This is a genomic window from Streptomyces sp. cg35, assembly GCF_050410835.1.
GTDB lineage: Bacteria > Actinomycetota > Actinomycetes > Streptomycetales > Streptomycetaceae > Streptomyces.
This window is the reverse complement of sequence record NZ_CP191268.1, coordinates 5383759-5396202: the sequence shown is the minus strand read 5'-3', so window position 1 is coordinate 5396202 and position 12444 is coordinate 5383759. Positions and strand designations below refer to the sequence as shown.

The 12444-nt window shown below is 73.4% G+C and carries 14 protein-coding genes; 5 read left to right on the top strand and 9 right to left on the bottom strand.

Annotated elements, in window-relative coordinates:
- The first annotated feature begins 9 nt into the window (after window positions 1-9).
- Both ACQUQD_RS24740 and galE read left to right on the top strand, forming a co-directional pair.
- Window positions 10-1614 (top strand): glycosyltransferase family 2 protein, encoded by a 1605-nt coding sequence (locus ACQUQD_RS24740; protein ID WP_428954315.1) that lies wholly within the window; start codon window positions 10-12, stop codon window positions 1612-1614.
- Window positions 1615-1679: 65 nt separating this feature from the next.
- Window positions 1680-2657, top strand: coding sequence for a UDP-glucose 4-epimerase GalE (gene galE / locus ACQUQD_RS24735; protein ID WP_428954314.1), 978 nt, complete (start codon window positions 1680-1682; stop codon window positions 2655-2657).
- A gap of 77 nt (window positions 2658-2734) precedes the next feature.
- Here the strand turns inward: galE and ACQUQD_RS24730 are convergent, their stop codons facing one another.
- From ACQUQD_RS24730 to ACQUQD_RS24705, 6 genes are all read right to left on the bottom strand, one after another.
- Window positions 2735-4135: a threonine/serine ThrE exporter family protein gene (locus ACQUQD_RS24730; RefSeq protein ID WP_428954313.1), complete on the bottom strand. Its 1401-nt coding sequence runs from the start codon at window positions 4133-4135 to the stop codon at window positions 2735-2737.
- Window positions 4136-4203: 68 nt separating this feature from the next.
- Entirely contained in the window at window positions 4204-5007 is an 804-nt protein-coding gene (locus ACQUQD_RS24725) for a phosphotransferase (RefSeq protein ID WP_428954312.1), read from the bottom strand.
- Between the two features lies 1 nt (window position 5008).
- The gene (locus ACQUQD_RS24720; protein WP_428957645.1) at window positions 5009-5653 is read right to left on the bottom strand and encodes a LysE family translocator; all 645 of its coding nucleotides are present in this window, start codon (window positions 5651-5653) and stop codon (window positions 5009-5011) included.
- 2 nt (window positions 5654-5655) lie between these two features.
- The gene (locus ACQUQD_RS24715) at window positions 5656-6474 is read right to left on the bottom strand and encodes a hypothetical protein (protein WP_428954311.1); all 819 of its coding nucleotides are present in this window, start codon (window positions 6472-6474) and stop codon (window positions 5656-5658) included.
- 288 nt (window positions 6475-6762) lie between these two features.
- Entirely contained in the window at window positions 6763-6969 is a 207-nt protein-coding gene (locus ACQUQD_RS24710; protein WP_428954310.1) for a DUF397 domain-containing protein, read from the bottom strand.
- Window positions 6966-7772 (bottom strand): Scr1 family TA system antitoxin-like transcriptional regulator, encoded by an 807-nt coding sequence (locus ACQUQD_RS24705; protein ID WP_428954309.1) that lies wholly within the window; start codon window positions 7770-7772, stop codon window positions 6966-6968. The genes ACQUQD_RS24710 and ACQUQD_RS24705 overlap by 4 nt, the downstream gene beginning before the upstream one ends.
- Before the next feature lie 98 nt (window positions 7773-7870).
- On the opposite strand from ACQUQD_RS24705, the gene ACQUQD_RS24700 reads away from it, so the two are divergent.
- On the top strand, window positions 7871-8329 hold the full coding sequence (locus ACQUQD_RS24700; protein WP_428954308.1) for an ATP-binding protein: 459 nt from the start codon (window positions 7871-7873) through the stop codon (window positions 8327-8329).
- Here the strand turns inward: ACQUQD_RS24700 and ACQUQD_RS24695 are convergent.
- The 3 genes from ACQUQD_RS24695 to ACQUQD_RS24685 are packed head-to-tail and all read right to left on the bottom strand — an operon-like array spanning window position 8326 to window position 10675.
- Window positions 8326-8688: a hypothetical protein gene (locus tag ACQUQD_RS24695; protein ID WP_428954307.1), complete on the bottom strand. Its 363-nt coding sequence runs from the start codon at window positions 8686-8688 to the stop codon at window positions 8326-8328. The genes ACQUQD_RS24700 and ACQUQD_RS24695 overlap by 4 nt on opposite strands.
- Before the next feature lie 2 nt (window positions 8689-8690).
- Window positions 8691-9383, bottom strand: a complete 693-nt coding sequence (locus ACQUQD_RS24690) for a LuxR C-terminal-related transcriptional regulator (RefSeq protein ID WP_428954306.1) — start codon at window positions 9381-9383, stop codon at window positions 8691-8693.
- Window positions 9380-10675, bottom strand: a complete 1296-nt coding sequence (locus tag ACQUQD_RS24685; protein WP_428954305.1) for a PspC domain-containing protein — start codon at window positions 10673-10675, stop codon at window positions 9380-9382. Before ACQUQD_RS24685 ends, ACQUQD_RS24690 begins: the two co-directional genes overlap by 4 nt.
- Window positions 10676-10839: 164 nt before the next feature.
- Between ACQUQD_RS24685 and ACQUQD_RS24680 the strand changes: the two genes are divergently transcribed.
- Complete coding sequence (locus ACQUQD_RS24680; RefSeq protein WP_428954304.1) at window positions 10840-12138, top strand: PspC domain-containing protein; 1299 nt, start codon at window positions 10840-10842, stop codon at window positions 12136-12138.
- Window positions 12128-12331: a hypothetical protein gene (locus ACQUQD_RS24675; protein WP_428954303.1), complete on the top strand. Its 204-nt coding sequence runs from the start codon at window positions 12128-12130 to the stop codon at window positions 12329-12331. The genes ACQUQD_RS24680 and ACQUQD_RS24675 overlap by 11 nt, the downstream gene beginning before the upstream one ends.
- Window positions 12332-12444: the final 113 nt, after the last annotated feature.

Below are 12444 nucleotides of genomic sequence, written 5' to 3'. Positions count from 1 at the left end.
ATTCCCCCTGTGAACGTCCCGCACTCCCCGGCCCCCACCGTCTCGGTGGTCGTCATCGGTTACGACGACGCCGCCCATGTCTCCGACGCGGTGCGCTCCGCTCTCGCGCAGGGGCCGGCGGTGCGCGAGGTGATCGCGGTCGACGACTGCTCCACGGACGGCAGCGGCGCCCTGCTCGACTCGCTCGCCGCCCACGAGCCGCGGCTGACCGTGGTGCACCGCGAGGTCAACAGCGGCGGCTGCGGCACGCCCCGCAACGACGGGATCGCCCGCGCCTCCTCCTCGTACGTGATGTTCCTCGACAGCGACGACGTGCTGCCGCCGGGCGCGGTGGACGCGCTGCTCGGCGCGGCCGTGACGCACGACGCGCAGGTCGCCGCCGGGCTGTGCGTCCGGCGCGAGATCCCGTCCGGGCACGAGACGCCCTGGCAGCCGGAGCTCTACGCGAAGCCGTCCGTGGTCGTCCATCCGACCCGGCGCCCGCGCCTCGTCCACGACACGCTCTGCGTCAACAAGCTGTACCGCACGGATTTCCTGCGCGCGCACGCGATCCGTTTCCCGGACGGCCGGTTCGTCTACGAGGACTTCGTGTTCACGGCGCGCGTGCTCGCCGCGGCCCCGCGCATGGCGCTGGTCCCCGACCGGGTCTACGTGTGGCACGTGCGCCGCGCCGCCGAGAGGCTCTCGCTCTCCCTTGACCGGTCCGGCATCGACAACTGGCAGGCCCGCCTCGACGCCCACCGCCAGGCCGTCGACATCCTCCTCGGCGCCTCGCAGAAGCGTCTCGCCCGGGCGGCGCGCTCCGCCTTCCTCGACCATTCCTTGCGGATGTACGCGCGCGAACTCGATCTGCGCGGGCCCGAGTACCGCGCCGAGTGGTGGACCCGGACCCGCGCCCATCTGGAGTCCTTCGACACCGCCGACTTCGAGGCGGCGCCGGCCCCGGGCCGCGTCGTCGGCCGTGTCGTCCTCGCCTCTCCGACACCCCGCGACCTGCCCCGCGTCAAGGAGGTCGCCTCCCGTCCGGCGCGGCTGCTCCCGCCGTACGCGCGTGCCGCCGACGGCACGCCCGTCTGGTCGTCGGACCTGCCCCAGGTCACCCTGGAGCATCTGCTGCACCGCCCGATGAGCCTGCTGCCGCTGGCCGTCGACGGCGAGCTGCGGCCGAGCGCCCGCGGCACCCGGCTCCGGCTCCGGCTGCACGAGCTGTACGGGCGGGTCGCGGACGCGGGGCCGCGCACGGTCGACGTGGAGCTGGTCGACCGGCGGCGCGGCACGGTCCTGCAGCGCCGCACGGCGGCCTTCACGGCGCTGTCCGAGGACGAGATGTGGGTGGCGGCGGTCCGGCTCGACCTGTCCGCGCTCGGCCGCCCCGGCACCTGCGACATCCGGCTCCGGCTGCACTTCGCGGACGGCAGCCACCGGGACACCACGGCGCACGCCGTCCGCGGCCGCCGCCTGCTGCGCCGTGCCGTGGTGCCGAGCCGCCGCCACGGGGTGCTGCTCGCCCAGCCGTACGCCACCCACTCCGGCGCCCTCGCGCTGCGCACGGCGCCGGGGCTGCGCGGGGTGGCGTCGGTGGTGCGGCGCCGGGCGGCCCGGCTGCTTCACTGACTTCCGGGCCGCGGGCTCCGGGGGTGCACGTTCACCGCTTTCGACGACGAGGGGACCTCACCGACATGACCTGGCTGATCACCGGCGGGGCCGGCTACATCGGCGCGCACGTGGTGCACGCGCTGCGCGCGGCGGGCGAGAGCGCCGTCGTCTACGACGACCTGTCCACGGGCGTGGCCGAGCGGGTCCCGTCCGATGTGCCGCTGGTGACCGCCTCGACGCTGGACCGCGCCGCGCTGGACCGCACGCTCGCCGGGCACGCGGTCACCGGCGTCATCCATCTGGCGGCGAAGAAGCAGGTCGGCGAGTCGGTGGAGCGGCCGCTGCACTACTACCGCGAGAACGTCGAGGGCCTGCGGGTCCTGCTGGAGGCGGTGACGGCGGCCGGTGTGCGCTCCTTCGTGTTCTCGTCGTCGGCCGCGGTGTACGGCATGCCGGACGTGGAGCTGGTCACCGAGGACACCCCGTGCGTGCCCATGTCCCCCTACGGCGAGACGAAGCTGGCGGGCGAGTGGCTGGTCCGGGCGACGGGCCGCGCCACGGGCCTGGCGACGGCGTCCCTGCGCTACTTCAACGTGGCCGGGGCGGCCTCCCCCGAACTCGCCGACACCGGCGTCTTCAACCTCGTCCCGATGGTCTTCGAGAAGCTGACCGCGGGCGAGGCGCCTTGTGTCTTCGGCGACGACTACCCCACCCCGGACGGCACCTGCGTCCGCGACTACATCCACGTCGCCGATCTGGCCGAGGCCCACGTCGCGGCGGCGCACCGCCTGGCCGGCGCGGCACCCGGCACCGGCCTGACCCTCAACATCGGCCGCGGCGTCGGCGTCTCGGTCCGCGAGATGATCGACCTCATCAACGAGGAGACGGGCCACGCCCTGGCCCCCGAGGTCACCCCGCGCCGCCCCGGCGACCCGGCGCGGGTCGTGGCGTCGGCGGACCGGATCGCGACGGAGCTGGGCTGGACCGCGAAGCGGGACGTGCGGGAGATGGTGGCGTCGGCCTGGGCGGGCTGGCCCGAATCAAGCCCCTCCGGCGATTGAGGAGCGGGGTCCGGGGCAGAGCCCCGAGGCCTCAGCCCGATCGCCGGGCCACGGTTCACAGGACCCCGCACAGACCCTCACCCCCGCCCAGGCGCACCCCCACGAACCCTCCGCACCAGCTGGCCGACCTCCCCCGAAAGCCCCACCCCCACCGCCAACGCCAGTGTCACCGCGGCGACATTGACCAGCCCCCCGACCCCCAGGGTCGTCCGCCCGGAGGCCAGCGCGCTGAGGGCGACGTAGAGCGCCCCGCCCGGCAGCAGCGGGGCGATCCCGGGGACGACGAGCGGCAGCGCCGACTCGCGGCGGCGCCGGGCCACCCAGTGCCCGGCACCGCCGACCACGGCCGCCACCAGCGCCGTACCGACCAGCGACGAGAATCCCAGCGCCCGGAACTCGACCGCCACCACGAACGCGCCGAGCCCGAGCGCCGCCGCGGGCAGCCAGTCGCGGCGCGGCGTACGGGCCCGCGCCGCCACGGCCACCGCGAACACGACGGCGCCCGCGGCGGGCGATCCGAGGTAATCGACCCGCGCGGCGGACGGCACGATCGGCACCCCGAACCCCAGCAGATCGCCCACCCCGAGCACCACCACGACCCCCGTGACGACCGCGGCGAACACGAGCAGCGCGTCGGAGAGCCGCCCCAGCGCGGTCAGATAGTGCCCGGTCAGCGCGTCCTGCACGGCGCTCACGAACGTCACCGTGGGCAGCAGCCCGAGCACCCCCGCCACCACGATGGCCTGCACGGCGAACGGCGGCGCGCTCCCGCTGACGGCCAGCGCGAGCGCGGCGGCCGGCATCGACGCGACGGCGTACCGGTAGAACGCGGGCACCCCGTGCCGCGCCAGCCACCCGCACAGCTGCGCGCCGAGCAGCCCGGCCACGAACGAGCACAGCGAGGTGAGCGGCCCGCCGCCGAAGACGACGGCGGCGCCTGCGGCCACGGCACCGGTCTGCACCGGCACCCGCCACCGCGCCCACCGCCCGCGCTCCGCGGGCGCGTCGAGGATCCGCGCGGTCCGCGCCCGCGCCTCCTCCAGGGAGAGCTGCCGCGCGCTGATGTCGTCCACAAGGCTGTGGATACGGCTGAGGGTCCGGAAGTCGGTCGCGTGCTTGCGGATGACGCGGCTCGCGTGCAGCGGCGTGAGCTCGCCGGGCGCGTACCCGGACAGCGACACGGAGGCGAGGGTGACGCTCGGCTCGCAGTAGCTGAGTCCGTACGTCTCGGCGGTGACCAGCATCCCGGCGACCGCCTCCTCGGCGGAGGCACCGTACGACAACAGCGCCTCCCCGAGCCGGATCGCGAGATCGGCGACGCGCGCCCCGTAGGCCTCCATGTCGGCCCGCCCGTCATCGTGCAGCAGCTCACCGCCGTACCCGTAACTCCGGGTCGGTTCGAGCCCCCGCAATCGCGGCAGGGCCTGCGTCAGCCAGGGAGGGGTGGGCGGGGTGCTGGTCTCGGGCCTCACAGACATATAGATGGAGCGTAACGGACATAACGCCCATTTGGCCTATCGGTCCGGAGTCGTCACCGGGCGCGCGCTCACCGCGTCAGCGCCGCCTCGAACTCCCCGCGTCTGCTTGCCTGCCACTCCTGCAGCCGGTCCCAGCCGGACCAGCCGCCGCGCTGTGCCAGTGCGGCGGTGAAGGCCGGGTCGCCGGCCGTCACCCGGCGGGCGACGAAGGCGCGGCAGACCGTGGTGGCCTGTTCGATGACGGTGGGGAGGGCGGCGCGGTCGGCGGCCGGGAGGCCGTAGGCGTCGGCGAGGACGGTCAGGCGTGCCGCCACGTCGAGGCCTTCCGGGTAGGTCCCGGCGGCCGAGAGCGGGTCGCGCATCGGGATCCAGTAGCGGGCCGTCATGGCGACGTCCCAGACCGGGCGGCCGGGCGCCGCCGCGTCGAAGTCGATGAGGGCGACCGCGTGGCCGTCCCGGAAGACGACGTTCTCGGGGCAGACGTCGTTGTGGCAGAGGACGGGTCCGCCCGCCGGGTCGGCGAAGTCGCGGGACCAGTCGGCGTCCGCGGGGATCTCCGTCGCCGCGTCGTGCATCCGGCGCAGCAGCACGCCGACCGACCGCAGCGCGTCGTCGGTCATCGCCCAGGCCGGGAAGGGCGGCAGCGCGACATCCCCTGGTACGTACGTGAGTTGCTCGCGCCGCCCGTCCGCGCCGCGGCCCACGGGGAGCGGCGCCCCGTCGAAGCCCCGGCGCCGCAGCGCGGCGAGGTGGGCGTGCAACGCGTCCGCGTGCGGGGGCGCCGGGCGGTCCACGACCTGGCCCCGCCGGTACACGGCCCCCGCGTTGGCCAGGCCCCCGGCGAGCGGCTCCACGTCCTCGGGCGCGGCCACGTCAGTCCTTCCGGCCCGTGACGGCCACCGTGACGCCGAGCCCCACCATCGCGAGGCCGCCCGTCCCGCCGACCATCGCGAGCCGTCGCGGCGAGCGCGCGAACCAGGACCGGGCCGTCGACGCCACCAGGCCCCACAGGCTGTCCGAGGTGATCGCGATGGCGTTGAAGACCAGCCCCAGCAGCAGCATCTGCAGCGTGGCGTGCCCGGCCTCGCGGTCGACGAACTGGGGCAGGACCGCCGCGAAGAAGACGATCGTCTTGGGGTTGGCGACCCCGACGGCGAATCCTTCCCCGAGGGTGCGCAGGGTTCCGGTGTGCCGGGTGTCGTCCTCGGCCTCGAACGCGGCGCGCAGCGAGCCCCGTTGCCGTATCGCCTTGATCCCCAGGTGGATCAGGTACGCGGCACCCAACAGCTTCAGCGTGGTGAAGACGACGATCGAGCGCTCCACGATCGTCCCGACGCCGAGCGCCACGGCGACGACGAGGACGTACGCCCCGAGGGTGTTGCCCGCGACGGTCGTGAGCGCCGCGCGCCGCCCCTGGGCGAGGGCGCGGCCGACGACGAACAGGACGCTGGGTCCCGGGATCACGATGAGGAGGAAGGACATCGCCGCGAAGGCGAGCAGGCGGTCGGTCGACAGCAGAGTCATGGACCCCATGGAGCCACGAACCCGTTCGCGGCTCCACTCATATTCCGTGCCCCTGCCGCCCGCCGCGGACGGCAGGACCGGCACAGGCCGTCCGGGACCGCCTCCGGGCGGCCGGGCACGCCGCAGTCCGTGCACTCGACGAGGTTGCGGGCCCGGGTGACGGGAGGCGCGTCCGGTACGGACCGCACGGCGCGTTCCGGGGGCAGCTTGTCGCGCAGCCGGTGGGCGACGAACGCGCGCGGCGACTGGACCACGTCCGGCAGCCCTGCCGTCAGCGCCCGGGTGAGCAGGTACGGGTCCGGGTCCCGGGCGAGCCAGGTGGCGGCGAGCCCTTCGAGGGCGGCGCAGTCCGCGGCGGAGAGGACCAGGCGCGGCTCACGGAGGCCGAGCCGGGCGAGTGTGCGGTACGCGTCGGAGCGGGCGGGCGGCGCCTCGGGGGCGGCCGGGGGTTCGGGGTCCGCGTCGGGTACGTCACCGTCGAGATGGCGCGTCCACCACTCGTTGCTCCGTGCGGTACGCGACCAGTACGTGCGGAACACCCACCGGGTCACCCCGTCCGGCCCCGCGTCCGCGCGGCGGCGTACGCGGCGCAGGTGTCCGGCGGCGGAGAGTTCGTTGAGCGCCGAGCGGACCGCCATCTGACCGTAGAGGGGCTGGGCCTTCGCGAGGGTCTTGGCGTCCATCGCGGCGTTCTCGGGCAGCGCGTCGATGAACCCGGCCAAGTAGCGGGCGCGGAGCGGGAGGTGCGCGAAGGAGTCCCGGCGGAGGGGGTCCTGGTCCGGGGTGCGGCGTTTCCCGTATCCCGGGTTGGCCATGGGATGTGCGGGGGACGGCAGGGCGGGGCTAAGGTCGGCAGTAGCCACGAGATCGCTCGATTCGATCTTGGAGGTCAGACCCCGGCGGGTGTTCGCAGCACTCGACCGGGGTCGTTTGTTGCCGCGAACGCTAGAGGGTCGCGACCCTCCGTCGCAAGCCGGTCACGAAAAGTCATCTCCACTGGCAGCGGCGGCAGTTGGACCGCCACGCAAGGGAGGGCGGGAGGGTGGGTCAAGACCCCACCACCCATTCCTTGAAAGCGCGGCTCGGCTCTTGCGGCTCGAAGCTCAGGTGGTGCGGGCGTGCGCGATGAAGGCCGTCCAGGCGGGTGCGGCCGCGGTGAACGTCGGGCCCTGGGGGCCTAGCTTCGAGTCGCGGATGTGGATGGCTCGGGGGGCAGCTTCTGCGCAGGCGACGTCGAGAGCGACTTCGAGGCACTCTCCGCCCTGACTGTCGCTGTAGCTGGACTTGATCCACGTCAGACGGGCGCTCACGGGGCCTCCGCCACCTTTCTGATGAACTCGGCCGAATCCTCGGGGCTCAGAGCGTGCATCCGGATCATGCCATGGGCACGGGTGAGCGAACTGACCTTGTCCGCACCGGCGTACAGCGTGCTCGTCTCCGGGCCTTCCACGTACGCGTAGTGCTCATGGTCGACCGTCTCCAGCAGCGCGATGGCCCCGTTGAGCGCGACACCGTACGCCCTCCCGAACGGCAGCACCTGAATCGAGACGTTCCGCAACTCCCCGACTTTCAGGAGATGCTGAAGCTGTTGCCTCATGACGTCACATCCGCCCACCGCCGTTCGCAGCGCCGCCTCGAACACCACGAAGCTGAACATGACGCCCGTACGCGCAGCCAGCGCCTCCTGCCGCCTGAGGCGTCCAGTGACGCGCTCCTCGACCGTCTCGTCATCCAGCGGTGGGGAGCTGGCGCCGATCAGCGCCTTCGCGTACTCCCTCGCCTGCAGCAGCCCAGGAATGAGCAGAGGCTGGTAGAAGCTGACGGCGATGGCGTCCTTCTCCAGCGCCATGTACTCCTGCGAGCGCTGCGGATGCGGCTCCGGTTTCAGGTACTCCTGCGCGGCGACGATCTTCCCGCCGGCTCCGCACAACTGGTCCGCGACCTGGAGCAGTCGCAGAGTGGGCTTGCGGCGGCCGTTCTCCATGGACTTGACGTACTCACAGCCGTACCCGGCCTCCCTGGCCAGGGCCTCGCGCGCCACACCGGCCTCGGTGCGCCACAGCTTGATCTGACTGCCGCAGTAGCGCCATGCGAGATTCGCGTCATTCGACATCGGCACGCATCCTCCACCGGGGGCCACGACGGGTACAACTACCCGTTGTACCCGCGCCGTTACTCCTGAGGCTACTCGGCGACCGGAACGGTAGGGGCATGCAGACGACAGGCCGCCCCGCGACGGCCCTCCCCCAGGACATCGAATGGCGCCTGCCGCGTCACGCCCGCAGTGTCGGGCGCGTACGGAAGCTCTTCCGGGAACAGGCCGCGTCCTGGGCGCTGCCCGAAGACATCAAGGATGCCGCCGAGCTGCTGCTGAGCGAGCTGGCGACGAACGCGTACCGGCACGCGAAGGTGCCGGGGCGGGAGATCCGGGCGCGGGCGGTACTGGACCGGGAGGGCGGCCGGCTGCGCCTCATCGTGACGGACGCCGACGGGACTCCCCCGGCGCCGCTGCCCCAAGCGCCCGCCCCCGGAGCCGAGTCGGGGAGGGGCCTCGCGCTCGTCGAGGCGCTGGCGGACACCTGGGGCTCGGAGCCGCGTCCGTGCGGGCCCGGCAAGACGGTGTGGTGCGAACTCCGCCTGGACCAGGGCCCTTCGACGACCGGCACCTAGTGGGAGCTGTGCCCGCACATGCCTTCTTCCAGCTCGTGGATGTCCCGGTCGCCGGAGGCCACACAGGTCCAGCGGACCGGATCCTCGTACTCCCAGCTGGTGGGGTCGGCGAGGAGAGCGTCCAGGTCCTTGCCCGTCACCTCTTCGCTGGTGTGGTCAGCGGGCCACTCGTCGGACTGGAACACCTTGATGAAGCCGAGGCGCTGCCAGCAGGTGATGAGGCGGGTGAAACGCGGGATGTGCGTCCTCCACTCCTCCTCGTCCTCCGTGTCGGACCAGTCGGCGAGCAGGGCCCAGAGGTCCGCCCCCTCCCCTCCGTTGATGAAGAGGCAGTACTCGTCGTCCGCCCACTCCTTCACCGTCAGACCAGGCGGCGCGCGGTCGCCCACCGCGTCAGCTCGTGCCGGTTCGACAGCTGGAGCTTCCGCAGGACCGCCGAGACGTGCGACTCGACCGTCTTCACGGAGATGAAGAGCTGCTTCGCGATCTCCTTGTAGGCGTAACCGCGGGCGATCAGGCGGAGCACCTCCCGCTCGCGCTGCGTGAGGCGGTCCAGGTCCTCGTCGACCGGCGGCGCGTCCGTCGAGGCGAAGGCGTCGAGGACGAAACCGGCGAGGCGCGGCGAGAACACCGCGTCGCCCTCCTGGACACGGAAGATGGAGTTCACGAGGTCCGTGCCGGTGATCGTCTTGGTGACGTAGCCGCGCGCGCCTCCCCTGATCACGCCGATGACGTCCTCCGCCGCGTCCGAGACGGACAGGGCGAGGAAGCGGACCGGGTTCTCCGCGTCGGCCATCATCTGGGCGCTGCGGCGCAGGACTTCGACCCCGCCGCCGCCCGGGAGGTGGACGTCCAGCAGGACGACCTCCGGGCGGGTCGCCGTGATGACGGTGACGGCCTGGTCGACGTCGGCCGCCTCGCCGACGACCTCGACCCCCGTCTCGTCGGTGCGGCCGATCTCCGCCTGGACGCCCGTGCGGAACATCCGGTGGTCGTCGACCAGGACCACGCGGACGTGCCGGCCCGGACCGGTTTCCTCGATCGGTTCCGTCATGACGTCTTCTCCGCCCTCTTCATGGTCAGTTCGACCTCGGTGCCGCCGTCCGGGACCGCCCGCAGCCGGGCCGTCCCGCCGTTGCGCTCCATCCGGCCGATGATCGATTCTCTTACGCCCATGCGGTCCGCGGGGATCGCGTCGAGATCGAAGCCGGGGCCCCGGTCCCGTACGGACACGAACACCTCGTCCCCCTCGACCTCCGCGAAGACCTGGACCGCGCCGCCCTCGCCACCGTACTTGGCGGCGTTCACCATCGCTTCCCTCGCGGCCTGCATCTGTGCGCTCAGGCCGTCGTCGAGCGGGCAGTCGCCGACGACCACGACCTCCAGGGGGACGCCGTGCTTGTCCTCGACCTCGGCCGCGTTGCGCTTGACCGCCTCGGCGACCGTCTCGGGCTCCTGCGGGTTCTCGGCGGCGGCCGGCTTGTAGAGCCAGGCGCGCAGGTCGCGTTCCTGGGCGCGGGCCAGGCGGCGCACCTCCGCGGGGCTGTCGGCGTTGCGCTGGATCAGGGTGAGGGTGTGCAGGACCGAGTCGTGGACGTGGGCGGCGACCTCGGCGCGCTCCTGGGCGCGGATGCGCATCAGGCGTTCCTCGGACAGGTCCTGCGTCATCCGGATCAGGTAGGGGCCGGACAGCAGCGCGATGCCGACCAGGACCGCCAGCGCAGCCTGGAGGATCGAGCCGAGGTGCTCGGTGGCGCCCTGCGTGACGAAGATGCCGGTGACGCCCGCGCCGACGAGCACGACGCCCGCGGCGGAGCGGGCCAGGCTCAGGGTGCGCTTGCGGCGGCCGACCTCGGCCCAGCGGGCCCGGCGCGCGTTGTCGGCCTGGCGCCACACGAGGGCGACGCCCGCGCCGACCAGGACCGTGGGGATCAGGTATGCCTTGGTGTTGCCGGTGAGGTTCACGTTCTGCACGAAGATCATCGCGACGACGACCATCAGCAGCAGCGCGAGGATCTGTCCTTTGTCGGGGCGGCGCGCGACCAGCCTGCGGCGCCCGTCGGAGGACGTCTCGGTGGTGAGGACGGACGGCCGGTCGGTGCCGACGCCGCCGACGCCCAGCGGCACGAAGAACCAGAACGCCGCGTAGAGCAGCGCCCCGAGCCCGTCGGCCATGAACAGGCCCACGAAGACCAGCCGCACCCAGATCACCGGCAGGCCGAGATGCCCGGCGAGCCCCCGCGCGACCCCGCCCAGCCAGCGTCCGTCGCTGCTGCGGTAGAGCTTGCGCGGCGGCCGCGGGTCTCGCGCGTCTTCGCTGAGAGGGACGGTCGCTGCTTCCGGCATGCCACCGATCGTCACACGGCGGACCAGGTCCGGGCATCAGGGTCGGCCCCGGATACGCCCCTGATCTCCGGGCCGGTACGGGGACGGGTGTCAGGGACGATCTCAGGGTCCGGCCAGGGTCGTCCCGACTGCCGCCGGGGGCGCGGGCCCGTCACCATGGACGTATGACCGAGCAGCCTCACGACGCGGTGCCCACCGCCGAGAAGGAACCGCCCGCCCCGCTGCGCCGTTTCCGCAGGGACCGGCGGCACAAGACGCTGGGCGGCGTGTGCGCGGGCCTGGGCCGGCACTGCGACATGGACCCGGTGATCTTCCGGATCGGCCTGTCGGTGCTCGCCGTGACCGGCGGCGTCGGCCTGATCTTCTACGGCTTCGCCTGGCTCTTCGTCCCGTACGACGACGAGGACGAGAACGAGTTCCGCAAGCTGCTCACCGGGCGGGTCGACGGGCCTGGGCTCGCCGCCATCGTCACCGCGCTGGTCGGCTGCGGCGTCTTCCTGTCGATGCTGAACAACGGCGGGGCGCTCACCTTCGCCGCCGTCCTCGCGCTGCTGCTCGCGGGCGCCGGCTACTGGTCGCAGCAGCGCCGCACCGCCGACCCCGACCCCGTCGCCGCGCAGGCCGTGGCCGACGCCCCGCCGGAGGCGCAGGCGCCGCCGGTGTCCCCGGCCCCGTCCTGGTGGCGCGACCCGATCGTCAAGGACGGCACGTACGTCGGCGGCACCGGCTACTTCTGGGGCCCGGCCGGCAGCGAGGACCTCGCGGCGGAACGGGCCGGGGCGCACCGCACCGCGGCCGGACGGCGGCCCGCCGCGCCGCCGCGGCCGCCCGGGCCCCGGGGCATCGGCGCCCTCACGTTCCTGGCGGCGCTCGTCGCGGGCGCCATCGGCACCGGCGCGTCCTGGGAGTCCCGCACGTTCAGCGCCAGCCTGCAGACCGGGCTCGCCTGCGCGCTCGGCGTCTTCGGTCTCGGCATCGCGATCAGCGCGTTCCGCGGGCGGACCGGGGCGGGCTCGATCGTCCTCGCCGTGATCACAGCGGGCCTGCTCGCCGCGTCGGCCGCGCTGCCGTCGAACATCAGCACCGAGTGGGTCCGCACGGACTGGACCCCGGCGAGCGCGGCGGACGTGCGGCCGCACTACGAACTGGGCTCGGGGGTGGGCACGCTGGACCTGTCGAAGGTGGACGTGGCCGCGGGCGAGACGCTGGCCACGCACGTGGAGGTCGGGGCGGGGCGGGCGAAGGTCGTGCTGCCGAAGAACGACACGGTGAAACTGCGCATCGAGGTCGGCGTCGGGGACGTCCGGCTGCCCGGCGACGCGTCGGACGACGTGGACGTGCAGCCCGACATCGAGAAGACGGTCACGCTCGAACCGCCGGCCGGCACGAAGGCCTCCGGCGGTGTGCTGGAGCTGAATCTCGAGGTCGGTCTCGGACAGGCGGAGGTGTCCCGTGCGGCATGACTTCCATCCCGGGCGGCTGATCGCGGGCCTGGCGCTCATCGTGACGGCCGTCGTGTACTTCGGCGACGCGGGGGGTGTGTGGGACACGCCGTGGTTCATCGTGGTCCCGCTGGTGTGCGGGGGGCTGGGGCTGGCGGGGGCGGTGGGGACGGTGACCCGGGCGGTCCGCCTACGACGGGGCCGAACCGGCTGACCCTCCCCGTCGCCGGCCGCGCCCACGCATCTGCCGAGCAGCGCAGATCTGGCGCCTGCGAGCCGGTGGGACTCCTCGCGCAGTTCCCCGCGCCCCTGGAGGCTGCGGCTTCG

What these genes read in the sequence shown, in the direction of transcription:
- ACQUQD_RS24685 (WP_428954305.1), bottom strand. Translation starts at nt 10,675, where the DNA reads ATGCCGGAAGCAGCGACCGTCCCTCTCAGCGAAGACGCGCGAGACCCG.
- ACQUQD_RS24700 (WP_428954308.1), top strand. Translation starts at nt 7,871, where the DNA reads ATGCAGACGACAGGCCGCCCCGCGACGGCCCTCCCCCAGGACATCGAA.
- galE (WP_428954314.1), top strand. Translation starts at nt 1,680, where the DNA reads ATGACCTGGCTGATCACCGGCGGGGCCGGCTACATCGGCGCGCACGTG.
- ACQUQD_RS24705 (WP_428954309.1), bottom strand. Translation starts at nt 7,772, where the DNA reads ATGTCGAATGACGCGAATCTCGCATGGCGCTACTGCGGCAGTCAGATC.
- ACQUQD_RS24690 (WP_428954306.1), bottom strand. Translation starts at nt 9,383, where the DNA reads ATGACGGAACCGATCGAGGAAACCGGTCCGGGCCGGCACGTCCGCGTG.
- ACQUQD_RS24715 (WP_428954311.1), bottom strand. Translation starts at nt 6,474, where the DNA reads ATGGCCAACCCGGGATACGGGAAACGCCGCACCCCGGACCAGGACCCC.
- ACQUQD_RS24730 (WP_428954313.1), bottom strand. Translation starts at nt 4,135, where the DNA reads ATGTCTGTGAGGCCCGAGACCAGCACCCCGCCCACCCCTCCCTGGCTG.
- ACQUQD_RS24680 (WP_428954304.1), top strand. Translation starts at nt 10,840, where the DNA reads ATGACCGAGCAGCCTCACGACGCGGTGCCCACCGCCGAGAAGGAACCG.